The sequence below is a fragment of the Amycolatopsis sp. NPDC043885 genome, assembly GCF_056435685.1.
In genome coordinates this window covers 286,512-312,532 of record NZ_JBWKEA010000005.1, presented here as the reverse complement: position 1 = coordinate 312,532, position 26,021 = coordinate 286,512, and the positions used below count along the sequence as shown (strand labels likewise).

Below are 26,021 nucleotides of genomic sequence, written 5' to 3'. Positions count from 1 at the left end.
CAGACCTTCGGATTCAGCAAATGCTACGTGCTCGACCTGCATGGAGGCCGAACCGTCGAGCTGAACAGACCCACCGTGGCGGACCGTCCGTTGCGGACCCACGCGATCGGAGCGCCGATGCCGTTGTGCCTCCGCCATGTGCGAACCGGACACGAGTCGAGGCGGCCCAACGCTCTGGTCAGAATCGCAGCACAGTGCCACATTTGTAGTCAGTCACTCGTGGAGCGCCCGGACGCGCTCGTATTGTGCGGTGAACTCCTCGACTCGCTTGGCGCGCTGCTTCCACAGCACGGCGAGCCACCGCAGCGCGATGGTACGTCGTGCGGCGGCGAACCGGGCGCGGTTGTCCGGTGTGACTCCGAGGTCGGCTTCGGCACTCACCCATACGTCGTCGGGAATGGCGCGGGCGCTGATGTGCTCGACCTGATCCGCGGCGTCGACCGCGACGTCGGAGTAACCGCTGAACTCGAAGTCCACGACGTAGGTGGTGTGGCCGTCGTGGAGCCAGTTAAGCAGGTTCGCGTCGCCTCGTGAGTAGACGCGGGTGGCGGGCTGCGCGAGCAGTTCGGCGTCACCGCTGGTCTCCCAGTTGGCCAGGAGCTTGAGCATGGCCGGGGTCCAAGGGTCGTCGGTGGCGTCAGCGAGCTGGCCGGGCCAGACGTCGGTGAGCCGGGCGATGTAGTGGCTGATGGAGTCGACGCGTTCCAGGCTCGCCAGCGGCTCGTGCAGCGGAAGGCTCTGCAGGGCGCGGGTCGAGTCTGCGAGCGCCTGGATGGCTGATGTCGGGTCGAGGACGTCGAGGATGGGGGCGCTGGGCAGCAGCGTCATGCCCATTGCTGGCTGATCGGGGTCCTCGTCGAGCCATAGCGGTGTCGGTGCGCTGCCCAGGCTGGCTGCGTGGGTGAGGCCGTGCCACTCGCGTTCGACGCGGTGCCGGCCGGTCTTCGTGTAGAGCTTGATGCAGATCGGCGTGGTCGCTGCGGTCCAGGCGAAGACGTCGTTGTTGCGGCCCCCGTCGAGAACCTGCAGTCCGTGGTCGTCGAGCGCGGCGTCCAGGGCGGCGTGTCCGGCCGCACGTGCCGTGCGCAGGTGGGCAAGAAGTTCGGTGGGAACGACGTCGCGGCGGCGGTTCGCCGATGCGGTCAGCATTCGGGCTCCGGTGTGAGAGCGGCAAGGCCGGCGGAACAGGGGTCGGGGGTCGGTGGTGTCCTACGGGATGGGGCTGGGGTCGCGACCGTCGGTCTGGGTGTTCTGGAGGGTCGAGCGCGTCCAGGACTCTACCGATGTCGCCGGTGGATGTTTTGCTGCGAGTTCGAGGCCATGTGAGTGGAAGATAGCCTCGATTTCTTCAGGTGGGCGCCTGATATGGAAGCGTTTCTTGCTGTGGCTGAGACCTTGGTGATTCCTGGGGGTTTCAGTGATAACGATGTCGACGTTGTCGAGCAGGGGACCGATCGCTGTCTCGATGTCGGGAAGGTGGTCGAGGGTGTCGATGATCCACAGTGCGTCGGGTTGGGGACAGCTGTTGACGGTGCGCGGATCGGCGATGGGCACGGCGTCGTGTGTCCGCCATGTCAGGAACGTTGTGGAGGGTGAGGGATAGTCGCACCCGGTCACGTCGAATCCGTGGTCGCGTAGCGGGACGGTGTCGTTGCCGATCCCGCATCCGAAGTCCAGGACGGTGCGGATGTTGTGTCGGCGCAGGATGGGCAGGGCGTCCTCGACGTAGCGTGGCCTGTGCCCGCTCGCTTCCCAGATGACGAGGTTGTAGAGGTAGCTGGTGGAGGTCTCGAAGAACTGGGCGACCTCCTCCGGTGTGGTGGGATTGAGCTTGTCCCATTCGGCGGCGAGGAGCCGGGACGAATCGAGGTAGGGGCGGAAGTCGTCGCCGAGGTACCGGCGTAGTGCGTCGTGCAGGGGATGGCCACGGGCGCGGTCCCAGCGGTGCCTGTTCCAGCGCGTCCAGCAGTGGTCGCAGGATGCCAGGTGTGTCCGCGCGGCCTGTTCGTGCTGTGTGTTCAGGTGTCGCTGGAGGTAGTGGTCGAGTTCCTGTGTGGACAGATGGTCGTTCATCGCGGCCAGTCGTCGTGGCTGCCGTCGCGTGCCGCGGGGCCGAGCAGGGACACCGCATCGCTGAGGGTGTCGCAGACCGGGGCGCCGGTGCTGTCCAGCCGGGCCCGGCTGGTGGTGCCGGTCGAGACGAGGACCGCGTCGGCTCCCACGGCGTGCGCTGCGGTCACGTCGTCCTCGCTGTCGCCGATCACGACCACGAGAGCAGGGTCGAGGCCCTGCGCGTCCAGGTGGCGCTGCAGCAGGGCGGCCTTGGCGTGGTCGCTGCCGTCCGGGCGTCCGGAGGCGGCGGTGAAGTAGCGCTGGACGTCGAGGGCCGCGAGTTCGGCGGTCAGGTCGTCGTGGGTGGTGAGGGAGACAACGGATTGGGTCCGGCCGGTCGACACCCAGGCCGCGAGGACGGCGTGTCCGTCCTCGGCGAGGGAACATCGTTGTCGCACGGCGGCCGCGTGGACGCGGAATTGCTCACGTGCGGCGGTCCAGTCGCCGTCGGTCAGTGTCCGGCCGAGGAGTTGTTCGTAGGCGGCCTTGATGGGCAGGCGGAACATGTCGCGCCAGTCCTCGAGGGTGACGGGCGCGCGGCCGTAGTCCGCGCACAGGGCGCGGAGCCCGGCCAGGGTCGCGTCGTTGTCGGCAAGGAGGGTTCCGTTCCAGTCCCACACGATGTGGCGGGGGACCGGTCGTGACCTGAGCATGCGCTGGTGCGCGGGCGTGCCGTCCAGGGACGGTGCGACGATGCGCTCCGGAATGGCTGTCCCGGCGGGCAGGAGGAGTCGTCCGAGTCCGGGAATGGTCAGGTCACGTGTCCCGGCCGGACGGTGTGTTCCCCAGCTCTGCGTCGGCGAGATATGGAAGTAGCCCACGTCGTCGGCGGCGTCGAGCGGGCTCGATGGCGTGTGGAGTACCAGGACCAGTTGACCGCGGGGGTAGGTGGAGCCACCGGCAGTGAGCACGTCGGGATGCACGAGCACGGCCGTGCCGGTGCTGTCGGCCGGTGACTGCGCGGACGCCGATGTCGGTGTGTTGGCGCGGGAGTCCGTGGTGATGACGCCGGTCGATCCGTCGACGTGGACGTCCAGTCCGGCCGCGTATGTGGTGGCGGCGTCGTGGACGTTGGTGACGCAGGGGATCGAGAGTTCGCGGGCGATGATCGCGGTGTGCGATAAGGGCCCGCCCGTGGTGGAGATCAGGGCGGCGGGGCGGTGGAGCAGGAGTTCGACGGCGTCGACGTCCAGCGCGCCGCAGACGAGCACACTTCCGGTGACCGCGCAGGGATCGAGGTGCGTGCTCAGGTGACGGATCGGTCCCGCTGCGCTGCCGGCGGAGGCCGGGATTCCCGCGCGGTCTCCGCCGGTCGGCGCCACGGGTGGCATCGCCGTGGTCAACGGGCGTGCCTGCAGCACGACGAAGGTACCGTCGGGGCGTTGGGCCCATTCGATGTCGATGCGATCGAGCGCGAGGGCCGCGGCGACGCGGCGGGTCAGCGCCAGCAGACGGCCTCGGTTGGTGGGCTCGAGGATGGGTGTGGTGATCCAGTCCGCGGGAGTGCGCAGATACACCATGCCGTGGCCGGAGGTGTCCACTTTGGCCCGGATTGAGCGGGTCAAAGTGGGCAGATGGAGCCAGTCTCCGGGTGGGACGGTGAGCTCGTGGGTGGTGGCGGGCAGCGCGACGATGCGCTGTTCGACGGGGACGCGTCGTGGTGCACCGGCGGTGCCGTGTCCAGCGTGAATTTCGCCGGTGACCCGACCGGACACCAAGGGTTCAGCCAGTCCGCGCACCACTTCGATGCGCCAGTCCAGCAGGCGCCCGTCGCGCAGTTCCGCGGCGACGACACCGGCCGCGACGGGCCGGATCGCCGGCTGCGTGAGCACGGCCATGGCAGGCGGTGCGGTCGTGCCTGTACGGGCCGTCGCGTAGGTGGTGGCATGGCTGGTCCGGGCGCTGGCGCGGACGTCGGCGAGGGCGGCGAGCACGGCGGGCGGGACCGCTGGTGTGAATCGTGAGGTGTAGATTCCGGCGAACGACGCGGTCGGGCCGTCCTCACCGAGTGCCGAGGACCTGACGATCAGGGTGTGCTCACCGAGTTCAGCCGCCCATCGGCACAGCTGCTCGGCGGCGGCTGCCAGGTGGTCCTCGGGTGTGGTGGCGGGGAGAACACGTGACGGGGGCACGGGAATTCCGGCCGCGTCCAGCCGGGCGAGCGTCGCGGCCTTGCCGCCGGTCTGGACTTGGCTGGTGGTGTCGGCCAAGGCGATGGTCACCGGCGTGGAGGGGTTCACAGGGCGGTTCCTTCCGGGACGAAGTCGGCCGTGGTCACTGGGGCGCTAGGTCGCGTGAGGTCGCTCCAGCGCGTCCCCGCGGCGAGGTAGCGGGCTCGCAGGATGGCGCGGTTCTCTTCGCTTTCGGCGGCCCAGGTGAGCATGTCGGTGACCAGCGTGACCTGGTCGACCGCGTCGGCGTCGCCGGCGGCGGCCAGGAGCGCGGCGGTGATCCAGGTCTGGTGTGTGGTGCTCGCCGCGGCGCGGGTGGTCAGGATCGCGGTGCGGTCGGTGCCTGTGGTGGTGTCGTGGTTGAGGGTGTCCAGGTGCCCGCCGAGGAGGTGCCCGGTGCTGGGCGGGGTCATCAACGCCAGCCAGCAGGCGTCGGCGGCCTTGCCGAGGAGCCGGTGCAGCAGGGCGGTCCAGGTGTCTTCGGGGAGTAGCCAGTTCACGATGTGTGTCGACATGACCTTGAGGAACGCGCGGGTGGCGGCCGCGAGGTGGTGCCGGCCTGCGGCAGTGTCGGCGCGGTCGAGGGCGGCATCGGCGTCGTCGAGGTGTCGGGCGGTGTCACCGTGCCAGCGGGTGGTTCGCGTGATGAGGTCGTGCACGTAGCCGGGCTGGGTTAGCAACTGGTGCCACCGTCCGACCAGGTCGGTGTGGTCCGGAAGGTCGATGTCGACGATGCCGGGGCGGCGGACCCGTCCGTAGGGACGCGGATCGTCCATCAGGATCGCGGGCCACGCGGGCAGCGACCGGGTGTAGAGGTCCCATTCCAGGAAGCTGGCCTGTGGTCGGGTGTCCTCGTAGTCGACGGTGAGCATGTTGTGCCACACCGGTTCCATGGCGTGTGCCCTTTCTGCGTCGAGAGTGCTCGGTCAGGTGAACGCGTGTGGTGCTGTCGGCGATGCGGCCGTGTGCGGGGGTGGTGTGTGTGGCAGGCTGCTGCGACGAATCCGGTAGAGGGGAGACGTGGTCCGTGGAGATCATCGAGCAGACGGCCTCGACTTTTTTGGTGCGGCGTAACGGATCGCGGTGGCTGATCGGACTTGCCTGGCACAACCGGCTGGAGATCTTCCTGCCCACGGGTGGACATCAGGAGTCGGGTGAGACGTTGGCCGAGACCGCGGTCCGGGAAGCGCTCGAGGAGGCTGGTGCCACGTGCCGGTTGATGCCGTTGCCGCTGCCGGAGCGGTTCCCGCACGAGCCGGTGGCGGGTCCGTGGTGGATCTCCGATATCCCGGCGGGGCCGGACAACCACACTCCGGTACGGCATGTTCATCGCGATCACGTGTTCGTCGCCGAACCTGTGAGTGACGTGGTGAGCGAGGCGGAGTGCGAGGTGCGGTGGTTCAGCCGGGATGAGCTCGCGGTCGCGGACGGGGTGTCGGAGGACTCGCGGATCCAGGGCCTGGAGATACTCGCGATCCTGCAGCGGGAGCGGGAACTCGCACCGGCCTGAGGTGTCTCGTCGTGGGCATCGGCGTACCGGTCAGAAGAGGCCGGTTTGCTCGGCGGCGGCCGTGTCGGGTTTGCGGGCCGGCAGCAGCGCGATCCGTTCGAGGTCCATCAGCGCGCTCCAGTCGCCACGGGCCAGCACCTGCTCGAGCACCGCGACGGTCAGCCGCACGTCGGCCAGTGCGCGGTGGCGATCGGGTGGGATCGGAAGCTGGAAGTAGAGGGCCAGCTCGCTGAGGCCGTGGGCGGTCAGTTCCGGGACGGCGGCGCGCGCGAGCCGCACGGTGTCCAGCAGGTCTGTTTCGGCCAGGGACGGGCAGTGTTCCCGCTGGCCGTGCAGCAAGGTCCGTTCGGTGGCCGCGTTGTGCGCGACGAGCCGGACCGAGTGCCCTGCCTCCGTCGCCGCGGCGTGGACGCGCCGGTCGAGTTCGGACATGACCTGCGCCGTCGCGGGTGCTCCGGACAGCAGCGCCCGGGTGATTCCGGACGCCTCGTCGAAGGGCGTGATCGGAACGTCGGGCGGTGGCGCCATCAGGGATTCGAACCGGTCCAGTTCGGCGAGCGTCCCGTCGGGGCGCAGCTTGACGGTGACGGCGGCGACTTCGACCGGCACGGGGGACCGGCCGGCCGGGGTGAGCGACTCGAAGTCGATCACCACCAGGCGGGTGCGCAGCATCCTGGACTCGGCGGCGAGGGTTGTCAGTGCCATGCGCGGGCCTCCCGGTCGATGGTGTTCGCGATGAGGTCGAGGTCGTCGTCGCTGTGCGTCGCGGACAGGACCACGGCGAGCAGCCGGTCGAGCAGGGCGGCCGCGTTCGGGCAACGGTGTGGTGCGAGCCCGGCGCTCCATGGCTGCTCCGGTGCCGCTGCCAGACTGAAAGTGCCGACACTGTTGTGCACCCCCTGGCGTGCCAGGTGTTCGGCGAACCCCCGTGGATTACGCAGCGTCACGCGCCATAACGGACTATAGCCATTGGTTCCCGTCGGCGGTGGGATCGCGGCGAGGCCCGGTGTCGCGGCGAGCCGGGCGAGCAACCGGTCATGGTGCTGCCGTCGCCGGTCGAGCGCGGCGGCGAAGCTGGCCAGGTTGTGATGGGCGAGTGCGGCCAGCGGCTGGGCCAGCCGGAAGTTGTGGCCCAGACGGCTCCTGGGCGCGACTCCCGGTGCCGGGGCGAGATAGTGAGCCCGGTACGCGGCGGCGCGCGCGGCGAGTTCCGCGTCGTCCGTGAGCAGGTAGCCACCTTCGCCGCAGGACAGGATCTTGCCGTCCTTGAGGGAGAAACAGCCGATCGCACCAGCGGTTCCGGCGTGGCGGCCGTGGGTTCGGCTGCCTTGGGCCTGACAGGCGTCCTCGATGACGAGCACGCCGCGCTGTTCGGCCAGCTCCAGCAGATCGTCGAGTCCGTCGGTGCGGCCGAACAGGTGGACCGGCAGGATCGCCCGGGTCCTCGGGCCTGCCTTGGCACGGAGGTCGCCCGGGTCCATGCCGAACCGTCCGGGTGGGGTGTCGACGAACACCGGCCGGGCACCGACGGCGACCACCGCGGCGACGGTCATCGGGACGGTCGCGGCGGGCACGAGCACCTCGTCGCCGTAGCCGATGCCGGCGGCAGCGAGCGCGGTCTGCAGGGCAGCGGTCCCGGATGACACGGTGACCGCGTGGCGAGTGCCGAACCGTCGCGCGAGCGCGTGTTCCAGCGCGTCGCTGGCGGCAGTGCCGGACGGATCGGGCATGCCTGCCAGCACAGGCGCGAGCGCCCGCAGCGCGGCGGCCGTCACCTCGCCTCCTCCATGTCCGGCGCCGGGTCGAAGTCCCGCATCAACGGCCACATGTTGACGCAGTCGACGCTGAAGTGACCGCAGTCGCCCGCCCGGCCGGTCGGCGCCGGGAACAGAGCCGCCGCGTCCGCGCCGATGATCGTGCGATGGTCGTCGGCCGGGGTGGCGGCGATCCGCAGCGCCGACGGGCAGTCCCAGACCGAGCCGTCGGGCTCGACGAAGTTGAGCGTGTGCCCGCCGAAACATCCGCGCACCATCGACGTCGGCGTGGTGACCGCCGCGGCGACCTGCCGCGGGTAGGGCGGGCGCGGCAGCCGAAGGCCCGGCGGCGGTGTGTCGTAGAGGTCGCCGTAGGCACGGGCCAACGCGGCGACGTGGTCCGGGGTGAGCCCGAGCTCGTGCTCCAGCTCGTGCCCGGTGGGGAGGCTGATCGGCTGAGGTACGGCGTAGTCGCATCCCAGCTGGGCGGCCAGCCGCGGGACGGCGGCGACATCGGGCAGGTTCGCCCGGGTGATGACGCTGTAGATCCCGACCCGTGGCCCCGGTGCGGTTCCGCGTGCCTCGATCAGCGCGCGGATGCCGGTGAGGACCTGGGAGTGCCCGTCCCGGCCGTTGCCGGAGGGACGCCAGGTGTCGTTGTAGACCGGGTCGGCGGAATCCAGCGAGACAGACACCGCGGTGACGCCCGCGTCGAGCAGCGCGGTGACGATGTCGGGCCGGTTGAGCGGAATCCCGTTGGTGCACACCACCACCTCGATCCCGGCCGCGGCGATCACGGACGCGACCGCAAGCGCGGGCGGCCAGTCCAAGGGCTCACCACCGGCGAGGAACACCCGCTTCACCGCCGACGCACCGAGCGTGCCCGCGAACCGTTCCGCTTCGGCACCGGAGATGTCGTTCAGCGCCAGGTGCGAGAGCTCGCCGGGTTCGGTCGGCGGCGCGAGCAGATTCTGTTCGATGGTGCCGAAGTAGCAGTACTTGCACCGCAGCCGGCACGGCGACCGCAACGCCCACAGCAGGGTTCGTGTCCGGGGAACTGTCATGCCCGCCTCCCCGTGGGGACACGGTCGGCGGCATCGCGGCAGATCGCCGCGATGGTCCCGGCCAGGTCTGTGTCGGGGACGGTGCCGCGGTCGACGACGCGCACGCCGGGGATCTCGTCGGCGAGGTCGTCATAGAGCGTTCCGGCGAGCAGCATCACGGCTCGTTCGTCGCCGGTGAGGGCGCGGCCGAGCCGCCGGGTGTAGCGGTGTTCGCATTGGGCGGGGTCGTCGCGCAGCAGGATCGTCGCGGCCGCCGGAGGGCGCCACTGCACGCTGGTGGCGAGGATGCGGCGGGCGGTCTCGCGGGCGGCGGCCGGGTCGCCGGGATACAGCACGGCGGCTTGGTAGATCGCGACCGACAGCGGACCGCGGTCTTCGAGCACGATGTCGTGCTCGTCCGCCGTCTGCTGGGTTTCGTAGCGATGGGTGTGCAGGGCCAGGAGCAGCTGGGTTTCGGTGTGGGGCGCTCCGGTGCGGAGGAAAGCGTCTCCGTGGGCGGTCAGCGCGCACAGGACCTGACCGGGCAGGCTTTCGCCGGGTAGGTCGGTTAGCTCGGGGATGCGTCGGCAGCGGGTCCCGAGCTGGGCCGCGGCCGCGGCGGCGTAGCGGGTTTTGCCGACCCCGTTGCGGCCTTCGATCGTGATCCACGTCGGACGCGTCATCGGGTCACCTGGCCGATTCCAGCGGCCAGCATCAGCCGGGTTGCCAGGGCGTCGTCGGTCGAGAGGCGCCCGAGGCGCCGCTCGGTGACGGTGGCGGCGGTTTCGGCGCGGACGCCGCGCATCCGCATGCACAGGTGATCGCCGGTCGCCCACACCGCGACATCACCGGTGCTGGTGTGGGCGGCGATTTCGGTGGCGATGCCGTCGCAGATCCGTTCCTGCAGCTGCAGGCGCTGCGCGTGGCTGGTGACGATCCGGACCACTTTGGACAGTCCCAGCACGGTGGTGCCGGGCAGGTAGGCCACGGCCAGACGTAACTGGAAGGGCAGCAGGTGGTGCTCGCAGACCGATGTCGCGGTGATGTCGCGGACCATCACGAAGCCGTCGCCGGCGGGAGCGTCCAGGGTGAAGGCGGTATCGCGGCGTGCCGGGTCCGGGGCGAGGAATTCCGCCCAGGCCGCGGCCGCGCGTCGTGGCGTGTCCCGGAGCCCCTCGCGTCCGGGATCCTCGCCGAGGGCGGTGAGCACCTGGCGATAGAGATCCTCGAGCCGGGCGACGTCGACCGGGCCGACGGTGGTGGCTGGTTCGCTGAGAGCGGTCACAGGTGGGCTCCTTCCGGGTGCCAGGTCGTGGTGCGCGCGCCGGCCTGGATGAGGGTTGCGGTGTCGGGGCCGTGGCGCAGCAGGGTGTCCAGCAGGCTGGCGGTGCCGCGACCGACGAGCGGCCCTGTCGGGGTGTAGGTGCTGACCTGCACGCTGATCCCCGCGTCGGCGAGGGCAGTGTGGTCGAGGTAGCCGATCGCGCCGGTCCCGACCCGCAGGACCCAGCAGCCGGTGACCGAACACAGGTCGATCAGCATGTCCGTTTTCGCTCCGGTGAGCGTCATCTGGCTGGAGCGCACGATGTCGACCTCGGTGCCGAGCCCGTCGAGCAGCAGCCGGATCAGCGCCTCGGCCAGGTCGGTGAGCAGGTCCCACGGCTGGTGATAGATGTCGGCGAGCCGGTCCCGCCACGCAGGCCAGTGCGGGGCTTTGCCGTAGTTCTGGGTCAGGGTGCGCCAATGCCGTGCCGCCCACGCGGGGTCGCAGATCCGTGTGTCGGCGATGCGCTGGCCGTGGCGGCGGTGGACCGGGACGGTGAGCCGGGTCGGGGTGCCGCGGCGGTCGGCGACGGTGTTGCGGTTCTGCCAGCCGCGTTCGCTGAACTGGACGTGGTCGAGCAGCACGAGCCGGTCGGCGCCGTGCAGCCGGGTGAAGAAGCCGGGCCAGGGCAGATATGCGGGTTGGTGTGCGACGAGGACGTCGCCGGTGTGCGGCATCAGGCCACCATCCGGTATAGCTCGAACCGCTCGGCGCTGCCGGTCCCGGCGGCGATGCCGGTTGCGGCGTCCAGGGCGGCGATCGCGTCGGCGTTACGCGGGTGCGGTGCCGGGCGCAGCTGCGAGCCGTAGCAGTGGACGGCTTTGGCTTTGAGATCGGCGTAGGCGGTCGTGTCGATGATCAGCGGCCGGTCGACACCCGCGGCCCGCCATGTTTGGTCCTCGGGGCCGGCGTATCCGGCCACGATCCGCGGCTGAGGTCGTTCGTGGCGATGTCCAGGGCGGACCGCGGCGAGCGCCGCATGGTGCACGGTGTCGTGATCCTGGTGGTGCGACCGGGCGCCGGGCACCAGCAGCAGCGCCGGACGCGTCGTGGCCAGGCTCGGGCCGTCGCCGCGCTCGATCAATGCGACCAGATCCGCCATATGGGTCTGGGGCTGGCGGGCGGCGGGCGTGTCGGTCCAGGCGATGGCGCGGTGTCGGACACCCAGCACCGTGCAGGCGGCGTCGAACTCGGCGGCGCGTGTGCCGGGATCGGACGTGCCGCCGTATTGGGGCATGGTGAGGCAGGTGATGGCGAGGACGTCGACGATGATCCCGGCGCCGGTGAGCGCGGCGATGGTGCCGCCGGGGCCGAGTGTTTCGTCATCGGGGTGTGGTGCGACGACCAATGCGTGGTCGCCGGGCGTGAGGCCGAGCATGAGTGAGCCCTCCTTGGCCGTGACAGGGCGAAACGGGGCCGTGCTGGGGAACGTCCGCACGACGGAACGGGACGGCTCACCGATGCCGGCGGCCGCGAGAGATTGGTCAGTGAAGTCCGGCGGCGCCGAGCAGGCGTTCTGCGGCGTGGAGCGGGGTCAGGGCGGCGACACGGCCGGGTGCGGCCTGGCTCGCCTGGTGGTAGGCCGTCCGGTCGTCGAGCAGGTCGGCGACGGCCTGCCACAGCGTCCCGGCCCCGTTCTCCAGTGGCACGGTCCGTCCGGCGACGTCGCGATCGATGAGCCGGGGCACGTTCCCGAGGTCGAAGGTGGCGACCGGTGTTCCGCCGGAGAGTGCTTCGGCGGCGGTGTGGCAGAAGGTCTCGGGCTCGGTCGAGCTGATGATCGTCGCCGCCGCCCCGGCCAGGTAGGGCGGGACGTCGCGCCACGGCATCTGCGGCAGGATGGTGACCACGTCCGCGCGGCGGGCGGCCTGCTCGGCGCATCCGTCGAGGACGTCGGCCTGCATGCCGGCCCAGAACTCGAAGTCCGCGCTGGCCAAAACGAGCTCGACGGGCCGGGTCCACCACGGGGGCAGCGCTTCGAGGAGTTCCACCAGGCCTTTGGCGGGTTCGACCCGACTGACGATCCGGATCGGTGCGGTACGCCGCTGCTGCTCCCGGGCGGCTGGGTCCGGTGGTGTGGCGTGGACGAGCAGGCAGTTCGGGACCGTGGTCCAGCGGTTTACGTCCAGGCCGCTGGCGCGGCCGTCCTCCAGGATGTAGTCGCTGGCGGGGAACACGAGATCGGCCGCTTCCAAGGCGTCCTGCCATCGGCGTTCCCCGCTGGGGCGGATCTTGTGGGCCATGAGCGCGGTGGTCACCCCGTCCGGGGCGGGGGAGAGGTACCCCAGGCCCCACAGGGTGTCGCACCAGCACACGAGGTCGACCTCGTGCTCCCGCAGGATCTTGTCCACCTCCACCACGACGGGGCCGGGGTCGGTGAGGGCGGCGAGGACGTCGTCGTTGGTCAGGGGCCGTGGCAGTTGCACGGAGCCCAGGCGCACGAGACCGGGTTCGGCGCTGTCCTCGGCGCAGTCGGGTCCGGCGGCGATCATGAGGGCGGTGTGACCGAGCGCGCGGACGCCGTCGACGATCGCGGCGATGCTGCGCTCGATGCCGGAGGGATGGTCTGGCCGGTAGGTCAGCAGGCAGAACGCGATGGTGCTCATGAAACCTCCCAGGGAAATTGCACCCAGCCTTCGCTGAGGTGACCGATCACGTCGTGGTGTGAGGCTGGGCCGGTGCCGTCGGGGTGGGCGGCGGCCCAGTTGGTGGTGTTGGCGACGAGTGCGGCGGTGCGGACCCGCGACGGTCGCAGTGCGGTCACCAGGCCCGAGGCTGCGTCGAGGGTGTCGCCGCTGCCGATGACGTCCTCGACGATCAGCACGTCACGTCCGGCGAGGTCGCCGAGCGTGGCCGGGAGCGTGATCACCGGCTGCCCTGTTTTCGCCGCGGCGGGGCCTTCGCCGAGAGTGCGGGTGATGGTCACCATCCGCACGTCGCGGGTCCGCAGGTGATGAGCGAGCATGACGGCTGGGATCGCCCCGCCGCGCAGAACGCCGATGACGACGTCCGGGATCCCGCCTGATCGGATTCGCGTGGCCATGGCCTCCGCGGTGTGCGCGAGGTCCCTCCAGGACAGATTCAGAACGGTGGTGGGTGTACTGGTCATCGTTCTCACCTGGCCCCGTGGAGAAGATGCAGCCGGGTGGTGACATTCCAGCCGCGGTCGGCGGCAGGTCGGTGCAGCGCGTCCATCCCGGCGAGCACGTCGTCCCGGGTGTGGCCTTGCGGCATGACCCACACCGGCCGGAGATCGTGCGCGGACACCAGATCGCTGATCTCCTCGAGATCATGGCCAGGGTCGGTCACCACGAACTTGAACACCGCACGGCCTGTGTCCCGTAACGCGGTCAGCGCCTCCGGGACGATCCTGGTGCCGTAGGGCATGCCGGAGTTGGCCAGTTTCGGGCTCACCACCCACAAGTCGACGCGTTCCGCGAGTTCCTCGCAGGGTGCTTGGGTGCCGTTGGTTTCCACCTGCACCCGCACCCTGGGCAGGCCGGTGGCGAGTTCGGTCATCGCCGGCTGCTGGAGCATCGGTTCGCCGCCGGTGATGACGACCAGATCGACCTGCTGCTCGCCGACCCAGGCCACCACGTCCGGGACCGGCACTTTGGTGCTCACTTCGGCCGGGTTGAACTGCGACCAATCCCAGGTTTCCTTGGTGTCGCACCAGGTGCAGCGCAGGTTGCAGCGGGAGAAGCGGACGAACGCGCAGCGCTGTCCCGCCCAGGGGCCTTCGCCCTGGAACGAGGTGAAGGTCTCCGCGAGGATCGCTCTCGTGTTCGTGGCTTTCAGCACGAGAGTGTCCGTTTCCAGGTGGCGGTCGTGGGGCCGTCCGTGGCCTGAACCGACAACAGGCGTCCATGGATAGTTGGTTCGAGACGCTCTAGGAACCAGGAAGCCAGGTGCTGCACCAGCGTCGGTCGGCACCCGGCCCGAGCAACCGTCGTCGCGGCACGCAGGTGCGTGGCGAACGGCGCGAGATCACCGAAGTCGGTCACGAAGCCGAAGTCGTCCAGTTCGTCCGCTCCGAGGACCACCGCGATGTCGCCGAATCCGGTGCCGCGGAACGTTTTTCTGATCGTCAGCGCCCCGGACGCGGCGGTGAACCGTACCGTCGACCTCGCGGTCTCGGACAGTTCCAGGCTGATCAGGTCCATCCTGTGCCGCTCCTCGACGTGTTGTCGGAACAAGTCCGCGAGATGCAGCGCGAGAAGCTCGCTCGTGGGGTGGAAATCGACTTTCTCGTTGATCAGGCCATGGTCGAATATGGCGTTCACGTGGCGGCTGAAGGCCGCCACTCCGGTGTAGCCGCACGCGTCGTGGGCAACCGCGGTAATCGTGACGGTGTAGTTATGGCCGTGGTTTCGCCGACACTGGTGGCCTTCGGGAAGCTTCCGCAACTCATGGCTTGCAGAGAAGTCGAAGGACTCCGTGAGAACAACACCGGCGTGTTCCAGAATCGCGGTGGATGGCGGCATGTGCTTCACCTCCGTCGCTGCACCGGGAGGAGCCCGGACCTGAATGACTGGGCCTGCCGATCACCGTTGGGGCGAAGGCCGGCCGGGGGACAGGTGCCAGGGTCATGGGAGCGCCCGAATCAGGCCATGCCATCGCGTGCGCACAACTTGCGATCTGTTGTGCATCCGTTTTTCAGGGCGAGTTGCAAAATCGCAGGTTGCCGCAGTGGCGTTCGGCGCCGTTGGCGCGATCGGGTGATCCGGAATTTCGCGTGGACCCGGCTGCCGCAGGGCGGGGGATGGGTTGTCCACCAGAATGTGGTCCGTATTCTGGGTGCTACCGGCGGTGAGGGGGCGACGTGGCCGAACGCAAACGCAGTGTGGCGCGCGATCAGGACCCGGTCTCGCCGCTGAAACAGGCCCGCGTGGACCGTGCCGCCACACTCGAGACCGTGTGCGCGGAACTGGATCAGCGGGCGCAGGACGGCCGATCGGGTGTGACACCCAGCATGCTGTCGAACTGGGAACGCGGCGTTCACGACACCAGCCCGAAATACCGGCGACTGCTGGCCGCCTACTACAAAAAGCCGGTCAAAGATCTGTTCGCGGACCAGGACCGCCGCGCCACCACCCCTGCCGACGTGCTGCAGGTACTGGTCGACCATCGCGACATGTCCGCCGCCATGATCGACGTTGTCCGCAACGCTCATCGTCACCTGGTCGTTCTTGGCTCACGCTCGCGCCACGCCGAATACCTGACCGCGATCGAAGACGCTCTCGCGCAGCGCCCTGAGCTGGTCCACATCCGTGTGCTGTTCGGCCCGCCACGGCATCAGGTGCTCAAAGACCACCTGATGCGGTTACTGCAACTGCGTGACCCGCACGACCGCAGTCTCGGGTTGAAAACTCTCCACATCGGGATCGTCGACGACGATCCCGGCACCCCGGAACGGTTCTTCTGCGCCTCCGAGACCACCGCTGTTGTCCCGATTCCCTCACTGAGCTCGGCCGAGGCGTTCGACTCCGGCGTCGTGTTCGGATCGTTTATCGCCGGCCGGTACATCGACCACGCCCGCCAGGTGTACGCCGGATCCCGGCGCGTCGAAACCCGGCACGAGGTTGCGGCCCTCCCGACCGTGCGAAGCTGGGAACCCGACACACAATCGGCGGCGAACTGAGCCAGAAGACGGAGGTGATGGTCATGACCGCTTCCCACCAGCCGGACCTCGACGACGTGCTGACCGCGGCCAAGGAGGACCAGGACTCCGTCGTGGAACTCACCCGCACCCTGATCCGCATCCCCAGCCGAGGCGGTATCGACAGCTACGACCCGATCCTGGACGCACTGCGCACCTGGCTGGCGGACCACAACCTCATCACCACCACGCTCCGCGACCCGGCAGGTGCGATCGTGGGTCTCACCTGCGAAGTCGTTGGCAAGCATCCCGGACCGCGGTGGGTGCTCGACGCCTGCGCGGACACTGCGGTCTTCGGTGACGAGACCGCCTGGACCTACCCGCCCATCTCCGCCGCCGTCGTCGACGGATGGCTCTGGGGCCGAGGATCAGCGGACTCCAAGGTCGCGGCGGCGATCTTCTGCCACATCGCGGCACGCCTGGCCATGGTCACCGAGCAGCTGCACGGCCGGCTGGTGCTGTTGTTCGACGTCGACGAACACACCGGCGGCTTCGGCGGTGCCAAACAGTATTTCGAAGGCCTCCGCGCGCCGGCCGACGTCGCCGGCGTTCTGATCGGCTACCCCGGGATCGGGCACGTCGTCATGGGCGGGCGAGGCGTGCACCGGGTCAAGCTCCACGTGCACGGCGTGGCCTCCCACTCCGGGGGCCGAGCCGCGACAGCGAACGCCATCGTCAAGGCCGCACAACTCATCACAGCACTGTCCGCTACGCAGCTTCCCCACGGCGCAAGCCCGGACTTCCCGCTCCACGGAAAGATCACGACCACCGCGATCGACGGGGGCGAGGGTTTCTCCGTCACGCCAGACCTCTGCATCGTCAATGTCGACGTCCGCACCACCCCCGGCTTCGACAGCGCCGCGGCCGAAGACCTGATCCGGCGCATCGTCGCGGAGGTCGATCGCTCCTGGCCAGACACCCGGCCGACACGAGTCGAGCTGGACACCCAGTGGCCGCCCTACGCGCTTGAGGAAACCTCGCCGCTGCGGTCGGCACTCCTCGGGGCCGCACGGTTGGCTGGGCTCGACGTGCAGCCGAAGATCGCGGGCCCCTCCAACATCGGGAATTACCTCGCCGGGCTCCGGATACCCGCGACCGCCGGGTTCGGGGTCGACTACGTCGGCCTGCACGCCACCGACGAGCGCTGCCGCATCGACACGATCCCCACCGTGCAGGCGGTCTACCAACACGCGTTACTCACACTGCTCCACGGAGCCCGATAAGTCACCCGCAGCGGCAGTGTCCAACCGCGGCCTGAGCAGATCTGAGAACACCTCTGAGCGACAGCGATGGACGGTCGCCGCAGCGGCTCCCAGGAGAGCTCTGAAACCTTCGGCGCAGCAAAATCAGGACTGGATCACACCGGTCGTTTCGCTCGCCCCAATCAGGGCGTCATTGCGATGGCCTTGGCGCACCATCGGCTATCTCGGGCAGGCCCTTACCACCGGCCGGAGCAAGAAAATCGACCTGATAGCTCGCCAGATACTGCTGACGCTCGAACATGAACTGCTTGACGTGCGGCTGCTGTTCGTGCGATGAGAACGCCGCCTGATCAGCGTAAACCTCATAAAATGCGCGAGACAACGGAGCATCCGCGATCAGGTGCGCGACATACTGAAGCGTCCCGGGCTCACGAGCCTCGATCAGCGGCGTGGTCCTCGCGACCAGCTCGTCGAATCCCACCGCAGATGCCTCGTCCTTGAGCACGAACCGCACATAGAGCGCAATCATCAGTCCCCTTCGAGGTCAACGGTTTCCGCCGAAGTGTACGGAGAACTCCACAATCAGCGGCGAAGGCGCCCTCGCGGTTCACCGCTGAGCCCCCCAACCCGGGTCACACTCGGTTTGCGTGAGATGACCGGCGCGCGTCAACCGCGTCCAGGACGACGTCCACGAGCCTGTTGGCGGCGTCCGGGTGCCCCAGCTCGCGTGCACTATCAGCCATGCCGTAACGCAGCAGCGGATCCGCCAGCAGCGGCGTCACCGCGTCCTGCAAGTCCGCCGCGGTGACCCCAGTGGCGAGCAGTGCGGCCGCGGCTCCCTGGTCGGCGAGGTGCAGTGCGTTGTGGGCCTGCTCGCCACCGGCGGAGGATGCCAGGGGAATCAGCACGGACGCGGTCCCCAGCGCGGTCAACTCGGCGATCGTTCCCGCTCCGCTGCGGGAAATCACCACATCGGCTAGCGCGAACACATCAGGCAATTCAGGACCGACGAATCCGAGAGGAAGGTAGCGTGCTGAGAGTTCGGGGGGTAGCGAAGCCGCGCGTTTCTGCTGCGTCTCCACGGAGGCAGGTCCGCACTGGTGCACAACGTTGGCATGCTCGAGCAGCCACGGCAGTATCGCGGTGACCAGCTCGTTGATCTGGGTGGCCCCCTGAGCACCGCCGGTGACATACACCGTCGGCAGAGCACGATCGAAACCCTCCACGCCAAGTGCGTCCACCGCGCGGTCGGCCTGGCCTTCCAGGACCGCGGACCGTACCGGATTTCCCGTGGCAACTGCGCGCCTGCGTGTCGACCGGGGCAGCAGCGCCAGCGTTGAGTTCGACGACACCGCCACCCTGGTCGCGAACCGGGCAAGCACCCGGTTCGCCAGGCCCAGCCGCAGTGTCTGCTCGTGGATGACCAACGGACGGCCACATGCCCGAGCGGCCACCCCCACCGGCACGGCGACGTACCCACCGGTCGCCAGCACCACATCAGGCTGGAACCGCGCGACTACCGCCCGCGCCTGGATCACGCCGAGCGGAACACGGGCCATGTCAGCCAGATTGGCCCGCGACAGCATCTTCAGCGGGTTGCGGGCACGCCGGATCTTGCCCGTGGCGACCGCCTGGAACGGAATCTCTTCCGCTGTGGTGACGCGAGCTTCCAAACCGGCCGCGGTACCGACCCAGAGGACCTCGATGGTCCTGCCCTGACCGGCCAGCCGCGCCTGCAGCGCACGAATGGCGGTCAGCGCGGGATACGTATGCCCGCCCGTCCCGCCGCCCGTGACCATCAACCGAAACGGCCGTTGGCCTGACATCGTGGGGTGCTGGGCGTCCGTGTGAGCCGCGGCATGCTTGTTCATCGTGAAAACCCGCTGTTCTCTACCTGTCGGGGAGGACTCGACTGTGACCCGGCCTTCGGAGCTAGCTTTTCGACACTGATTGTTCCAGAGGCAGGAACTCGTGTCGGTGCCAGCTCCATAGGCCGTGTGGTCTTGCGCTGGGCGTCCATTATGGACACCGCACGAACCTGGCGAGGTGTCCGCCGACAGGTCGTCGGCCTTCGATCCCTGGCGGCTGCTACGGTGCGGCTTACCTCATCCACCCTGTGCAGGGAGCTCTGGAGACAGTGCCTGACTACCCGGTCTCCGTCAAAGGCGTCGTCGTGCGCGCGGGCCGCGTGCTGCTCCTGCACAACGAACGCGGCGAATGGGAACTTCCCGGCGGTCGCCTCGAACTGGGCGAGACCCCGGAACAATGCGTTGCCCGCGAGATCTACGAGGAGACGCGGATCAGTGTCGATGTCGTGGAGATCCTCGATTCGTGGATGTACCACATCACGGTGGTGAAGAAGAACGTTTTCATCGTGACCTACGGCTGCCGCGCCACCACCGATGCTGCGCCTGTCCTGAGCCATGAACACAAGCGCCACGGCGAATTTACCGCCGATGAGGTCCCGGAACTGGTCATGCCCGACGGCTACAAGCGCTCGATCGCGGCCTGGTTCACCCGGCTCGGCGCGGCCGGATAGGTCTGTTGTGGACCGGCGGTGCGAACGCTGGGGACGCTGACTCGGCGGTGGTCATCAGGAACCGGGGGAGACGATCGCCGAGACGGCAGCACGCGAGGTGCTCGAAGAGGCAGAAATGCGGTGCGGGCTCCCGCCGCTGCTTCTTGCCGTCCCGGTTTCCACATCGCGCGATCGCTGCCTCGTGGTGGATCGCCGAGGTCGCAGCCGGACCCGAGGGTCGCAACTGTGAACCCATATCCAGCGTGATCACGTGGACGTTGCCGACCTGGACGTCAAATATTTCCGACGATGCTAAGTCTGCAATGCACTCGTTCAACGCGGAGGAGTTCGCGCACGCAGATGGCGTTTCGGAAGGCTCGCGGATCCAGGGTATGGAGATCCTCGCGATCCTGCAGCGCCAGGCGGAGCAGATCACGGACTGAGCTCTACGAAAGCATGGTTTCGCAATAGACGACGACCGGAATGAACGGTCCTGAGTGGATCACGCTCGGGGCGGACCGCCTAGGAGCCAGCTTCTCAGCGGCGTGGACTGCGGGCTCGCGTTTGACGAGTTTGTTTCTGTCGCCGCGTCGATTGGAGCTGTGGGATAGCCGGACCTGGTACATGGGTACTATTCTGTGGTTCGATATCTCTTTCTGGAGGGACGTGGCGTGGCTCAGCAGGTTTCGGTAAGTCTTGTCGATGACCTTGATGGTACGGACGCGGACGAGACTGTGGAGTTCGGTCTCGATGGCGTGACGTACCACATTGATCTGTCTGCGGAGAACGCGGAAGAACTTCGTGACACGTTCGAACAGTACGTCGAACACGGTCGCCGGGCTGGGGGCCGCAAACGCAAGGCCGTAACGGCCCCGGCCGCGGCTGTGTTGTCTGTGGTATCCAAGGCGCCAACGGCGGCCGACCGCGAGCAGAACCAGGCCATTCGCGCCTGGGCTCGCAAGAACGGGTTCGACGTGTCCGATCGTGGACGGATCCCATCCGAGGTCGTCGAGGCGTACAACAAGAAGAACTAGAAGTGGAGCGTCGGAGGGCATTCATAGGTGCCCCTCCGACGCTGCCGGTGACGATGTCGCCGTCCGGGGTTGGACGGTTCCCTGACCGGGCAGGACGTCTGCTGCCGCGCGTATGTCGAGTGGCGAACGCTCGACCAGGTGAACTCACCGCAGAGTGGCCGGTGAGATGGCCACACGCCCGCCAATCGTCGAAGGTCGACGCACGCTCGGAAATCGCAAGATCTGCATCGGCAACATCCAGGATCCCTACGATGTGTAACGGTGCGTGCCACCCGGCCGCACAGACTTGTGGTGACGGTTCGGGCGTCGAACCTCATCCCGGTCCCGGTAGTGTTCCGGTACTCGCTGAGCCACCTGAAGATTCTTGGGGTACGAGATGAGCATGGATGATGCCGCCCGTGTGGCCGCGTCGGTGGACAAGGTCTCGGTGGGGCGGGTGTATGACTATCTGCTCGGCGGGACGCACAACTATGCCGTCGATCAGGCCTTCGCGGAGCAGCAGCTCGCGGTGCTGCCGGAGATCCGGGACTTCGCCCGCGCGAACCGGGCCTTCCTGGGCCGGGCTGTGCGGTTCATGGTCGGGCAAGGCGTTCGGCAGTTCGTGGACATCGGCTCCGGACTGCCGACCCAAGGGAACGTGCATGAGGTCGCCGATGAGGTGGCACCGGGTGAGTGCCGGGTGGTCTACATCGACAACGAACCGATCGCGCAGGCGCACGCGCAGATCCTGCTGGAGCAGACGGCGGACCCGAACCGGCATGCCGCGCTGGATGCCGATTTCTTCGACCGGCGCCTGCTGTGGGATCGCGTGCTCGACACGGGGCTGATCGACCGGACGCAGCCGATCGGGCTGCTGCTGGTCGCCCTGCTGCATTTCATGCCCGACGAGCAGAATCCGCACGCCGCGCTCGGATTCCACCGCGCGATGCTGCCGCCGGGCAGTTTTCTGGCGGTGTCGCATATTCATGTCGCGCCGGAGGATGTCGAGACGCAGAACGCGGGCAAGAAGGTGGCGCAGGAGTATGGGCGCCGGACCAACCACACGGCGATCATGAGGTCGCGTGAGCAGATCGCGGAGTTCTTCGGAGACTTGGAGCTGGTCGAGCCCGGTCTGGTGTGGCTGCCGCAATGGCATCCCGACGTCAGGAGCACTGGCAAGGACGCCGCCCGGTCGCGCGGCCTGGCCGGCGTGGCACGCACACACTGACCCGTCTGGCCTACCTGCCCCTACCCAGCAGGATCGTCGGTGCGGCCCTCGCGCGACGTGGGAGCCGGTGACGACGCGCTTGCTACACCTCGCGCCGCGTCGATGCTGGCGTAGCTGGGATACGCCGCGGCGATGTCGGCTTCGGTGAGGCGCGCAAGCCCGATCAGCTGGCGCCGTGTGTTCAACCTGGCCGGGTCCTCGAGCGGGTACAGGCGACATCCTCTGCCAGGGAAGCACAGGGACTGGGTGCCCCAGCGCTGCGGTCGCCGTGTGTCCGTGGCGACTCGGTCGGCGAGGTAGGCATGGTCGCGTACCGCGACATCATCGTCCGGGTCGACGGCCGCGGCGAGCAGCGGGAGCCAGCGCGCCCGCTGCTCCGCGGGCGCGTGCTGGGCGATCAGCCACGCCGCGTGCGCGGCCGCGGAGCCCACCAACCCCGCGCCAGGCCAGCCGACACGCTCGATCACCGAGGCCAGGAACGCCGTGTTGCGCACATCGACCTCACGCACCCGCTGCCACTGCAGCCGCGTCGGATGGCTGGAGTCGAGCTCCTTGCGTGCCGCCTGGTCGGTCTCGGCCCGGTGCAGCAGTTCCCGACGCAGAATCTCCAGTGCATCGCCCTCGCCACCGTCACGCATCCCGTACGCTCCAGCCCACGGTCGGCCGTTGTGCTTCGACTATCAGGGTTCCCAGTTTCCCGGTATCCGGCGCGGACTCGACGCGTGCGTGAATACTCCTGAAGCCGTTGCCGTGCAACATCTCCGTCCACGTCTCGGGCTCGTAGGACCACCGGTACAGCCACTGCGGCTCGGCCCTGAACGGTGCACCGTACGTTCCCTGGGTTCCGTACGCTCCAGGCACCGGGGGCGCGTGGGAGAACACCAGTTTCCCGCCGGGCGCCAGGCGTTCCCGTACGAGAGGCAACGCTATGGCGGGGTCGAGAAACCAGATCGCTCCCCAGATCGAGTAGACCGCGTCCCACGTCTGGTTCGACCCGGACAGGAACTCCAGCACGTCAGCGTGTACGAAACGGGCGCCCGCGATGTGACCCCACCGTCGGCACGCCTGCTCGTACTGCACGCCGGACAGGTCGACCCCGGTCGCGTCGATGCCGCGCATGGCCAGTGCCGCGACCGCGTCACCGTGGCCGCACCCGAGTTCGAGAGCCGTACGCGGCTGGCCGAGCAACTCCGGTCCCGGGCCGTGGGACGGATACTGTGTCCATCCGAACGCTTCAGCCGATGCCAGATCGACCCCGGTATTGGCCGTGAGCGAGGCGTAGCGATTCCAGTACCCGCTGGTCATCGGCCGGGGCCGCCGGGCTCTGCGATTCCGTCGACGGCGTAGCTGGTGGCGACCTGTCCGGTCAGCAGCCGTGAACGGAGCTGACGGCCAGTCCATGGGATGCCAGAACAGACGATCAAGCAAGCTGGGATAGTCGCGGCGCGTACCGTCATGAACGGTCACGCTACCGACTCGGACCGACGGTTTCTGGGGGCTCACTCGTGATTCCCGGGTGATCCACGGTCTCTGCCGACGAGGCGACGGAGGTGGTCGCTGCTGCTGTCGGCGATCAGCGCACGACTGCCATGATGAGCTGTGAATTCCCCCGAGTCAGGTGACGCCGGCGCATTCACCATCGATGTTGACCCCACGCCTCACCCACTCGAGCGCCGGTTTGCGGCGCTCGCGGCAGCCGGAACCGGGTGGACGGGTGGCGATTCAGCCATCGCGGTCGCGCTGGCGGGGCATCGACGTCTCTGGCTGTTCTCGGACACGATGCTCGCTGGCGGAAGGTGGGTGCACAACTCCGCCGTCGTGGAAGACCCGACGTGCGGGGAGCTGCGGACTGTCCTCGGCGGGACGCCGTCCGAACCGGACGCCCTGGTGCCCCCACTGACCTCGGTTGGTCCGGATGGGCTGTCGCGGTGGTTGTGGGCCGGCCACGGCATCGCGATCGACAACCCCGACCTTCCTGCCGCTCAGCACAAAGGATGGGTGTTCTTCCAGGAATACCGCGCTACGGCCCCGGACGGAGTGAAAGGGGAGTGGGACTTCGCGTGGGTGCGGACCATCCTCGTCGAGTTGTCGTTGCCTGACCTTCGGGTACTCAGCCGGACCCCGATGGACGACGGCACCGGCGTGCAGTGGGGTGCCGCGGTTCATCGCGACGGCGACCAGGTGCTGGTCTACGGCGTCGCCGATGAAGGTGAGCGCAAGGACTTGCTGCTGGCCTCGACCTCCACGTCGCAGCCTGGTGGGCAGTGGCGCTATCGGAGCACCGACGGCTGGTCCGTGCAGCCGGACGATGCCACCCGCCTGCTCACCGGTGTCAGCAACGAGATCAGTGTGGTCCCGTTGCCTGAGCCCGGCGCCGGGTGGCTGCTGGTCACCTCCGACACCCGCAAGGAGCTCGGGTCGTGGCCGATCGTGGCGTACTGGGCGGACGATCCCGGTGGTCCCTGGTCCGGACCGCAGGTGATCCTCGAGCCAGCGGAGAACACCGGAGCCAGCTACGCCTACAACCCGACGTTGGTGCCGCTCGCAGGTGACAGCTTCTTGCTGGTATATAACGTGAACTCGACCTTTGCGGCGGTGATGGCGGACAGATCGATCTACCGGCCGAGGTTTCGGCAGGTCCGGATCAGCACACCGCGCGGAGGAGGTGTGTGATCGGACGCCTGCGGCGCGACGAAAGCCCCGAGTGCTGCGCCGTACGCCGTGTGGACGCTGGAGGTGCTCACCTGACCTGTCACTCGCGGTGGCTCGTTCACACGGTCCATGTGTCGACGGGGCCGCTGGGCGAGCCGAGCGTCCGTTGCGCGACGGTGGCGGTGATGGTGCCGGCGGGTGCGCTTGCTGGCGTGATTTTGGCGAGGTGGACGCGCGCGTCGTCGCTGGTGGCGTGCAGGGAGACGTGACGTCCGTCGGGCAGGCCGTCGACGACGAGGACCCAGACGCTGGCGGCGGCCCGGTCGCGCATCATGCGGCACCGCAGATCCAGCGCGCCGTCGGGGATACAGCCGAGTCGCTCGGCGACCGCGAGGCTGTCAGTCGCCAGACCCAGCCGGATGCAGCGCCCAGCTATGTCGATCTCTGTCGCGTCCACGGCGATGACCAGTTCGGCCATGGGGCGCCGGTTCGTCCATCCCTGGGCCAGGATCTCGTCTCGATCGATTGTCCACTTACGGCGGAGGTTGGCATCGAGGTTGGCCGCGGCGTCGTACTCCGGATCGTCGGCGAGTAGGTTGCGAAGAACGAGATCCGCCTCGGCCCGCAACACCGTGCGCTGCAGTTCGGGCGGGAGCATCTTCTTGCAACGAGCCTGGAGCGCGCTGGTCCGGCGCTGCAGCGTCTGAGCCAGGTCGTCGAGCGGGACGCCGTTGCGGAGCCCGTCGAGCAGGATCGCGGTGTCGTGAGGCGACCAGGCCGCCCCCGCCCGGTGCGGGGCCGGGTCGGTATCTGTCTCGTGACGGTCAGCGCTCACGATTCTCACGTTAGCGAGCACGCCTTCCTACGCCTGCTGTGCCGGCGCACTGCGAGGAGAGATCACCCGATTGGCTCTCGGTCGGACTGAAGAGACAAGGGCGCGCGGTCGTGGTGATGGGCGGAGGTCCCCGAACTGGGGGCGCCCGTTCCAGCGCTGCACGGGGGATGGCACGTTCCCGGCGTTGATCGTCCCTGGGGTGCCGTTCGCGGTGTGCTATTCCGCATGGGATGTCCCACCGGACAGATATTTCCGCAGGTAATGCGCAGGTTTATGTCCCGCCGTCTCAACGTTTCCCCAGCCGCTTTCGCTCGCGGAAGTCGATGCACAGACTGGGGATGGGCCTGTTCGGGCACACAGTGAGATCGAGGGGAGACCACCATGAGGGTGACGCGAAAACTCGCGGTCGGGCTGGTGGCTTCGGCCGCCCTGTTCGCCGTGCCGACGTCCGCGAATGCCGCGGCGGCGGACCCGGCGCCACGCCAACCGGACGTGGGGATCAGGAAGGAATGCAATCCGTATCCCTGGCTTTGCGGCGTGATCCGCAATTTGCCGAGCTCCAATCGTGGACTGCGGATCACCAAGGCGTGGGGTGATCGGCACGACTCCAGCAGCTGGACAACGTTGGCGCCCGGCAAGAGCTCACGTGATTCCCACGTCAGGGACGCCGACGGGTACTGGGTAGCCCGAGGCTGCATCGCCGAGCAGGGGTGGTACGAATACAAGGGGCCACGGTGGGTGAAGGTCAGCAACGTGCCGCTTGGCTCGGAGTGGCAGGTGAAGTACCGCTGCTGAACGGAGGCAGGTGTGCCCGGCGGCCAGGAGGACAGCGTCGCCGGGCCGCCGCCACCATGACGCGTGGCCGGTGAGTTGTTCGCTGATGAACGCGGCAGTCGTCCGCGCACGTAGCCTTTCGCCTCCGAACAGCGACTGCCCGTGCCGAGGGTGGTTGTGCTCGGCGGGCGGGGCGGCGTCCGCAGCATCGTCGTCGGAAGACCGT

At 68.5% G+C, this 26,021-nt stretch carries 28 protein-coding genes; 8 read left to right on the top strand and 20 right to left on the bottom strand.

Going from position 1 to position 26,021, the window contains the following annotated elements; all coding sequences use genetic code 11:
- Positions 1 to 213 precede the first annotated feature (213 nt).
- From AC069I_RS18910 to AC069I_RS18895, 4 genes are read right to left on the bottom strand one after another with little or no spacing between them, the layout of a single operon-like run.
- Positions 214 to 1,149 carry a phosphotransferase family protein gene (locus AC069I_RS18910; RefSeq protein ID WP_478266033.1) on the bottom strand — a complete coding sequence of 312 codons (936 nt, stop codon included), beginning with the start codon at positions 1,147 to 1,149 and terminating at the stop codon, positions 214 to 216.
- Positions 1,150 to 1,209: 60 nt separating this feature from the next.
- Positions 1,210 to 2,073, bottom strand: a complete 864-nt coding sequence (locus AC069I_RS18905) for a methyltransferase domain-containing protein (RefSeq protein ID WP_478266032.1) — start codon at positions 2,071 to 2,073, stop codon at positions 1,210 to 1,212.
- Positions 2,070 to 4,352, bottom strand: a complete 2,283-nt coding sequence (locus tag AC069I_RS18900) for a PEP/pyruvate-binding domain-containing protein (RefSeq protein ID WP_478266031.1) — start codon at positions 4,350 to 4,352, stop codon at positions 2,070 to 2,072. The genes AC069I_RS18905 and AC069I_RS18900 overlap by 4 nt, the downstream gene beginning before the upstream one ends.
- A complete protein-coding gene (locus AC069I_RS18895) occupies positions 4,349 to 5,176 on the bottom strand; it encodes a hypothetical protein (protein ID WP_478266030.1) in 828 nt (275 codons plus the stop codon). Before AC069I_RS18895 ends, AC069I_RS18900 begins: the two co-directional genes overlap by 4 nt.
- 134 nt (positions 5,177 to 5,310) lie before the next feature.
- On the opposite strand from AC069I_RS18895, the gene AC069I_RS18890 reads away from it, so the two are divergent.
- Positions 5,311 to 5,793: an NUDIX domain-containing protein gene (locus AC069I_RS18890; protein WP_478266029.1), complete on the top strand. Its 483-nt coding sequence runs from the start codon at positions 5,311 to 5,313 to the stop codon at positions 5,791 to 5,793.
- A gap of 30 nt (positions 5,794 to 5,823) precedes the next feature.
- Here AC069I_RS18890 and AC069I_RS18885 read toward each other — a convergent pair whose 3' ends face one another.
- The 11 genes from AC069I_RS18885 to AC069I_RS18835 form a co-directional block, all read right to left on the bottom strand.
- Positions 5,824 to 6,498 carry a 3'-5' exonuclease gene (locus AC069I_RS18885; protein WP_478266028.1) on the bottom strand — a complete coding sequence of 225 codons (675 nt, stop codon included), beginning with the start codon at positions 6,496 to 6,498 and terminating at the stop codon, positions 5,824 to 5,826.
- Positions 6,489 to 7,568, bottom strand: a complete 1,080-nt coding sequence (locus tag AC069I_RS18880; protein WP_478266027.1) for a DegT/DnrJ/EryC1/StrS family aminotransferase — start codon at positions 7,566 to 7,568, stop codon at positions 6,489 to 6,491. The genes AC069I_RS18885 and AC069I_RS18880 overlap by 10 nt, the downstream gene beginning before the upstream one ends.
- Complete coding sequence (locus AC069I_RS18875; RefSeq protein WP_478266026.1) at positions 7,565 to 8,611, bottom strand: radical SAM protein; 1,047 nt, start codon at positions 8,609 to 8,611, stop codon at positions 7,565 to 7,567. The genes AC069I_RS18880 and AC069I_RS18875 overlap by 4 nt, the downstream gene beginning before the upstream one ends.
- Positions 8,608 to 9,273, bottom strand: a complete 666-nt coding sequence (locus AC069I_RS18870; RefSeq protein ID WP_478266025.1) for a hypothetical protein — start codon at positions 9,271 to 9,273, stop codon at positions 8,608 to 8,610. The genes AC069I_RS18875 and AC069I_RS18870 overlap by 4 nt, the downstream gene beginning before the upstream one ends.
- Entirely contained in the window at positions 9,270 to 9,875 is a 606-nt protein-coding gene (gene folE / locus AC069I_RS18865) for a GTP cyclohydrolase I (RefSeq protein ID WP_478266024.1), read from the bottom strand. The genes AC069I_RS18870 and folE overlap by 4 nt, the downstream gene beginning before the upstream one ends.
- Positions 9,872 to 10,591: a WbqC family protein gene (locus AC069I_RS18860; protein WP_478266023.1), complete on the bottom strand. Its 720-nt coding sequence runs from the start codon at positions 10,589 to 10,591 to the stop codon at positions 9,872 to 9,874. The genes folE and AC069I_RS18860 overlap by 4 nt, the downstream gene beginning before the upstream one ends.
- Positions 10,591 to 11,292 (bottom strand): PIG-L deacetylase family protein, encoded by a 702-nt coding sequence (locus tag AC069I_RS18855; protein WP_478266022.1) that lies wholly within the window; start codon positions 11,290 to 11,292, stop codon positions 10,591 to 10,593. The genes AC069I_RS18860 and AC069I_RS18855 overlap by 1 nt, the downstream gene beginning before the upstream one ends.
- A gap of 106 nt (positions 11,293 to 11,398) precedes the next feature.
- Positions 11,399 to 12,520, bottom strand: a complete 1,122-nt coding sequence (locus AC069I_RS18850; protein WP_478266021.1) for a glycosyltransferase family 4 protein — start codon at positions 12,518 to 12,520, stop codon at positions 11,399 to 11,401.
- Complete coding sequence (locus AC069I_RS18845; protein WP_478266020.1) at positions 12,517 to 13,023, bottom strand: phosphoribosyltransferase; 507 nt, start codon at positions 13,021 to 13,023, stop codon at positions 12,517 to 12,519. The genes AC069I_RS18850 and AC069I_RS18845 overlap by 4 nt, the downstream gene beginning before the upstream one ends.
- Positions 13,024 to 13,028: 5 nt before the next feature.
- Complete coding sequence (locus tag AC069I_RS18840; protein WP_478266019.1) at positions 13,029 to 13,715, bottom strand: 7-carboxy-7-deazaguanine synthase QueE; 687 nt, start codon at positions 13,713 to 13,715, stop codon at positions 13,029 to 13,031.
- The gene (locus AC069I_RS18835) at positions 13,709 to 14,398 is read right to left on the bottom strand and encodes a 6-pyruvoyl trahydropterin synthase family protein (protein ID WP_478266018.1); all 690 of its coding nucleotides are present in this window, start codon (positions 14,396 to 14,398) and stop codon (positions 13,709 to 13,711) included. The genes AC069I_RS18840 and AC069I_RS18835 overlap by 7 nt, the downstream gene beginning before the upstream one ends.
- Positions 14,399 to 14,736: 338 nt before the next feature.
- Between AC069I_RS18835 and AC069I_RS18830 the strand changes: the two genes are divergently transcribed.
- Both AC069I_RS18830 and AC069I_RS18825 read left to right on the top strand, forming a co-directional pair.
- On the top strand, positions 14,737 to 15,555 hold the full coding sequence (locus AC069I_RS18830) for a helix-turn-helix transcriptional regulator (RefSeq protein WP_478266017.1): 819 nt from the start codon (positions 14,737 to 14,739) through the stop codon (positions 15,553 to 15,555).
- Positions 15,556 to 15,578: 23 nt separating this feature from the next.
- A complete protein-coding gene (locus AC069I_RS18825; protein ID WP_478266016.1) occupies positions 15,579 to 16,796 on the top strand; it encodes a M20 family metallopeptidase in 1,218 nt (405 codons plus the stop codon).
- 169 nt (positions 16,797 to 16,965) lie between these two features.
- Here the strand turns inward: AC069I_RS18825 and AC069I_RS18820 are convergent, their stop codons facing one another.
- Positions 16,966 to 17,304, bottom strand: a complete 339-nt coding sequence (locus AC069I_RS18820) for a putative quinol monooxygenase (protein WP_478266015.1) — start codon at positions 17,302 to 17,304, stop codon at positions 16,966 to 16,968.
- A gap of 103 nt (positions 17,305 to 17,407) precedes the next feature.
- Positions 17,408 to 18,646 carry a UDP-N-acetylglucosamine--N-acetylmuramyl-(pentapeptide) pyrophosphoryl-undecaprenol N-acetylglucosamine transferase gene (locus tag AC069I_RS18815; protein WP_478266014.1) on the bottom strand — a complete coding sequence of 413 codons (1,239 nt, stop codon included), beginning with the start codon at positions 18,644 to 18,646 and terminating at the stop codon, positions 17,408 to 17,410.
- 266 nt (positions 18,647 to 18,912) lie between these two features.
- Between AC069I_RS18815 and AC069I_RS18810 the strand changes: the two genes are divergently transcribed.
- The 3 genes from AC069I_RS18810 to AC069I_RS18800 all read left to right on the top strand — a co-directional run bounded on the left by AC069I_RS18810 (position 18,913) and on the right by AC069I_RS18800 (position 21,534).
- Positions 18,913 to 19,314 (top strand): NUDIX hydrolase, encoded by a 402-nt coding sequence (locus tag AC069I_RS18810; RefSeq protein ID WP_478266013.1) that lies wholly within the window; start codon positions 18,913 to 18,915, stop codon positions 19,312 to 19,314.
- A gap of 650 nt (positions 19,315 to 19,964) precedes the next feature.
- Positions 19,965 to 20,327 carry a histone-like nucleoid-structuring protein Lsr2 gene (locus AC069I_RS18805; RefSeq protein WP_478266012.1) on the top strand — a complete coding sequence of 121 codons (363 nt, stop codon included), beginning with the start codon at positions 19,965 to 19,967 and terminating at the stop codon, positions 20,325 to 20,327.
- A 382-nt stretch (positions 20,328 to 20,709) separates the two neighbouring features.
- Positions 20,710 to 21,534, top strand: a complete 825-nt coding sequence (locus tag AC069I_RS18800) for an SAM-dependent methyltransferase (RefSeq protein ID WP_478266011.1) — start codon at positions 20,710 to 20,712, stop codon at positions 21,532 to 21,534.
- A gap of 20 nt (positions 21,535 to 21,554) precedes the next feature.
- On the opposite strand, the gene AC069I_RS18795 is transcribed toward AC069I_RS18800, so the two are convergent.
- Entirely contained in the window at positions 21,555 to 22,172 is a 618-nt protein-coding gene (locus AC069I_RS18795) for a DUF6624 domain-containing protein (RefSeq protein ID WP_478266010.1), read from the bottom strand.
- Entirely contained in the window at positions 22,165 to 22,839 is a 675-nt protein-coding gene (locus AC069I_RS18790; RefSeq protein WP_478266009.1) for a class I SAM-dependent methyltransferase, read from the bottom strand. The genes AC069I_RS18795 and AC069I_RS18790 overlap by 8 nt, the downstream gene beginning before the upstream one ends.
- A 495-nt stretch (positions 22,840 to 23,334) precedes the next feature.
- Between AC069I_RS18790 and AC069I_RS18785 the strand changes: the two genes are divergently transcribed.
- On the top strand, positions 23,335 to 24,207 hold the full coding sequence (locus AC069I_RS18785) for a sialidase family protein (protein ID WP_478266008.1): 873 nt from the start codon (positions 23,335 to 23,337) through the stop codon (positions 24,205 to 24,207).
- 97 nt (positions 24,208 to 24,304) lie between these two features.
- Here AC069I_RS18785 and AC069I_RS18780 read toward each other — a convergent pair whose 3' ends face one another.
- Positions 24,305 to 25,021 carry a hypothetical protein gene (locus tag AC069I_RS18780; RefSeq protein ID WP_478266007.1) on the bottom strand — a complete coding sequence of 239 codons (717 nt, stop codon included), beginning with the start codon at positions 25,019 to 25,021 and terminating at the stop codon, positions 24,305 to 24,307.
- A 381-nt stretch (positions 25,022 to 25,402) separates the two neighbouring features.
- Between AC069I_RS18780 and AC069I_RS18775 the strand changes: the two genes are divergently transcribed.
- Complete coding sequence (locus AC069I_RS18775) at positions 25,403 to 25,816, top strand: hypothetical protein (protein WP_478266006.1); 414 nt, start codon at positions 25,403 to 25,405, stop codon at positions 25,814 to 25,816.
- The last annotated feature ends 205 nt before the right edge of the window (positions 25,817 to 26,021 follow it).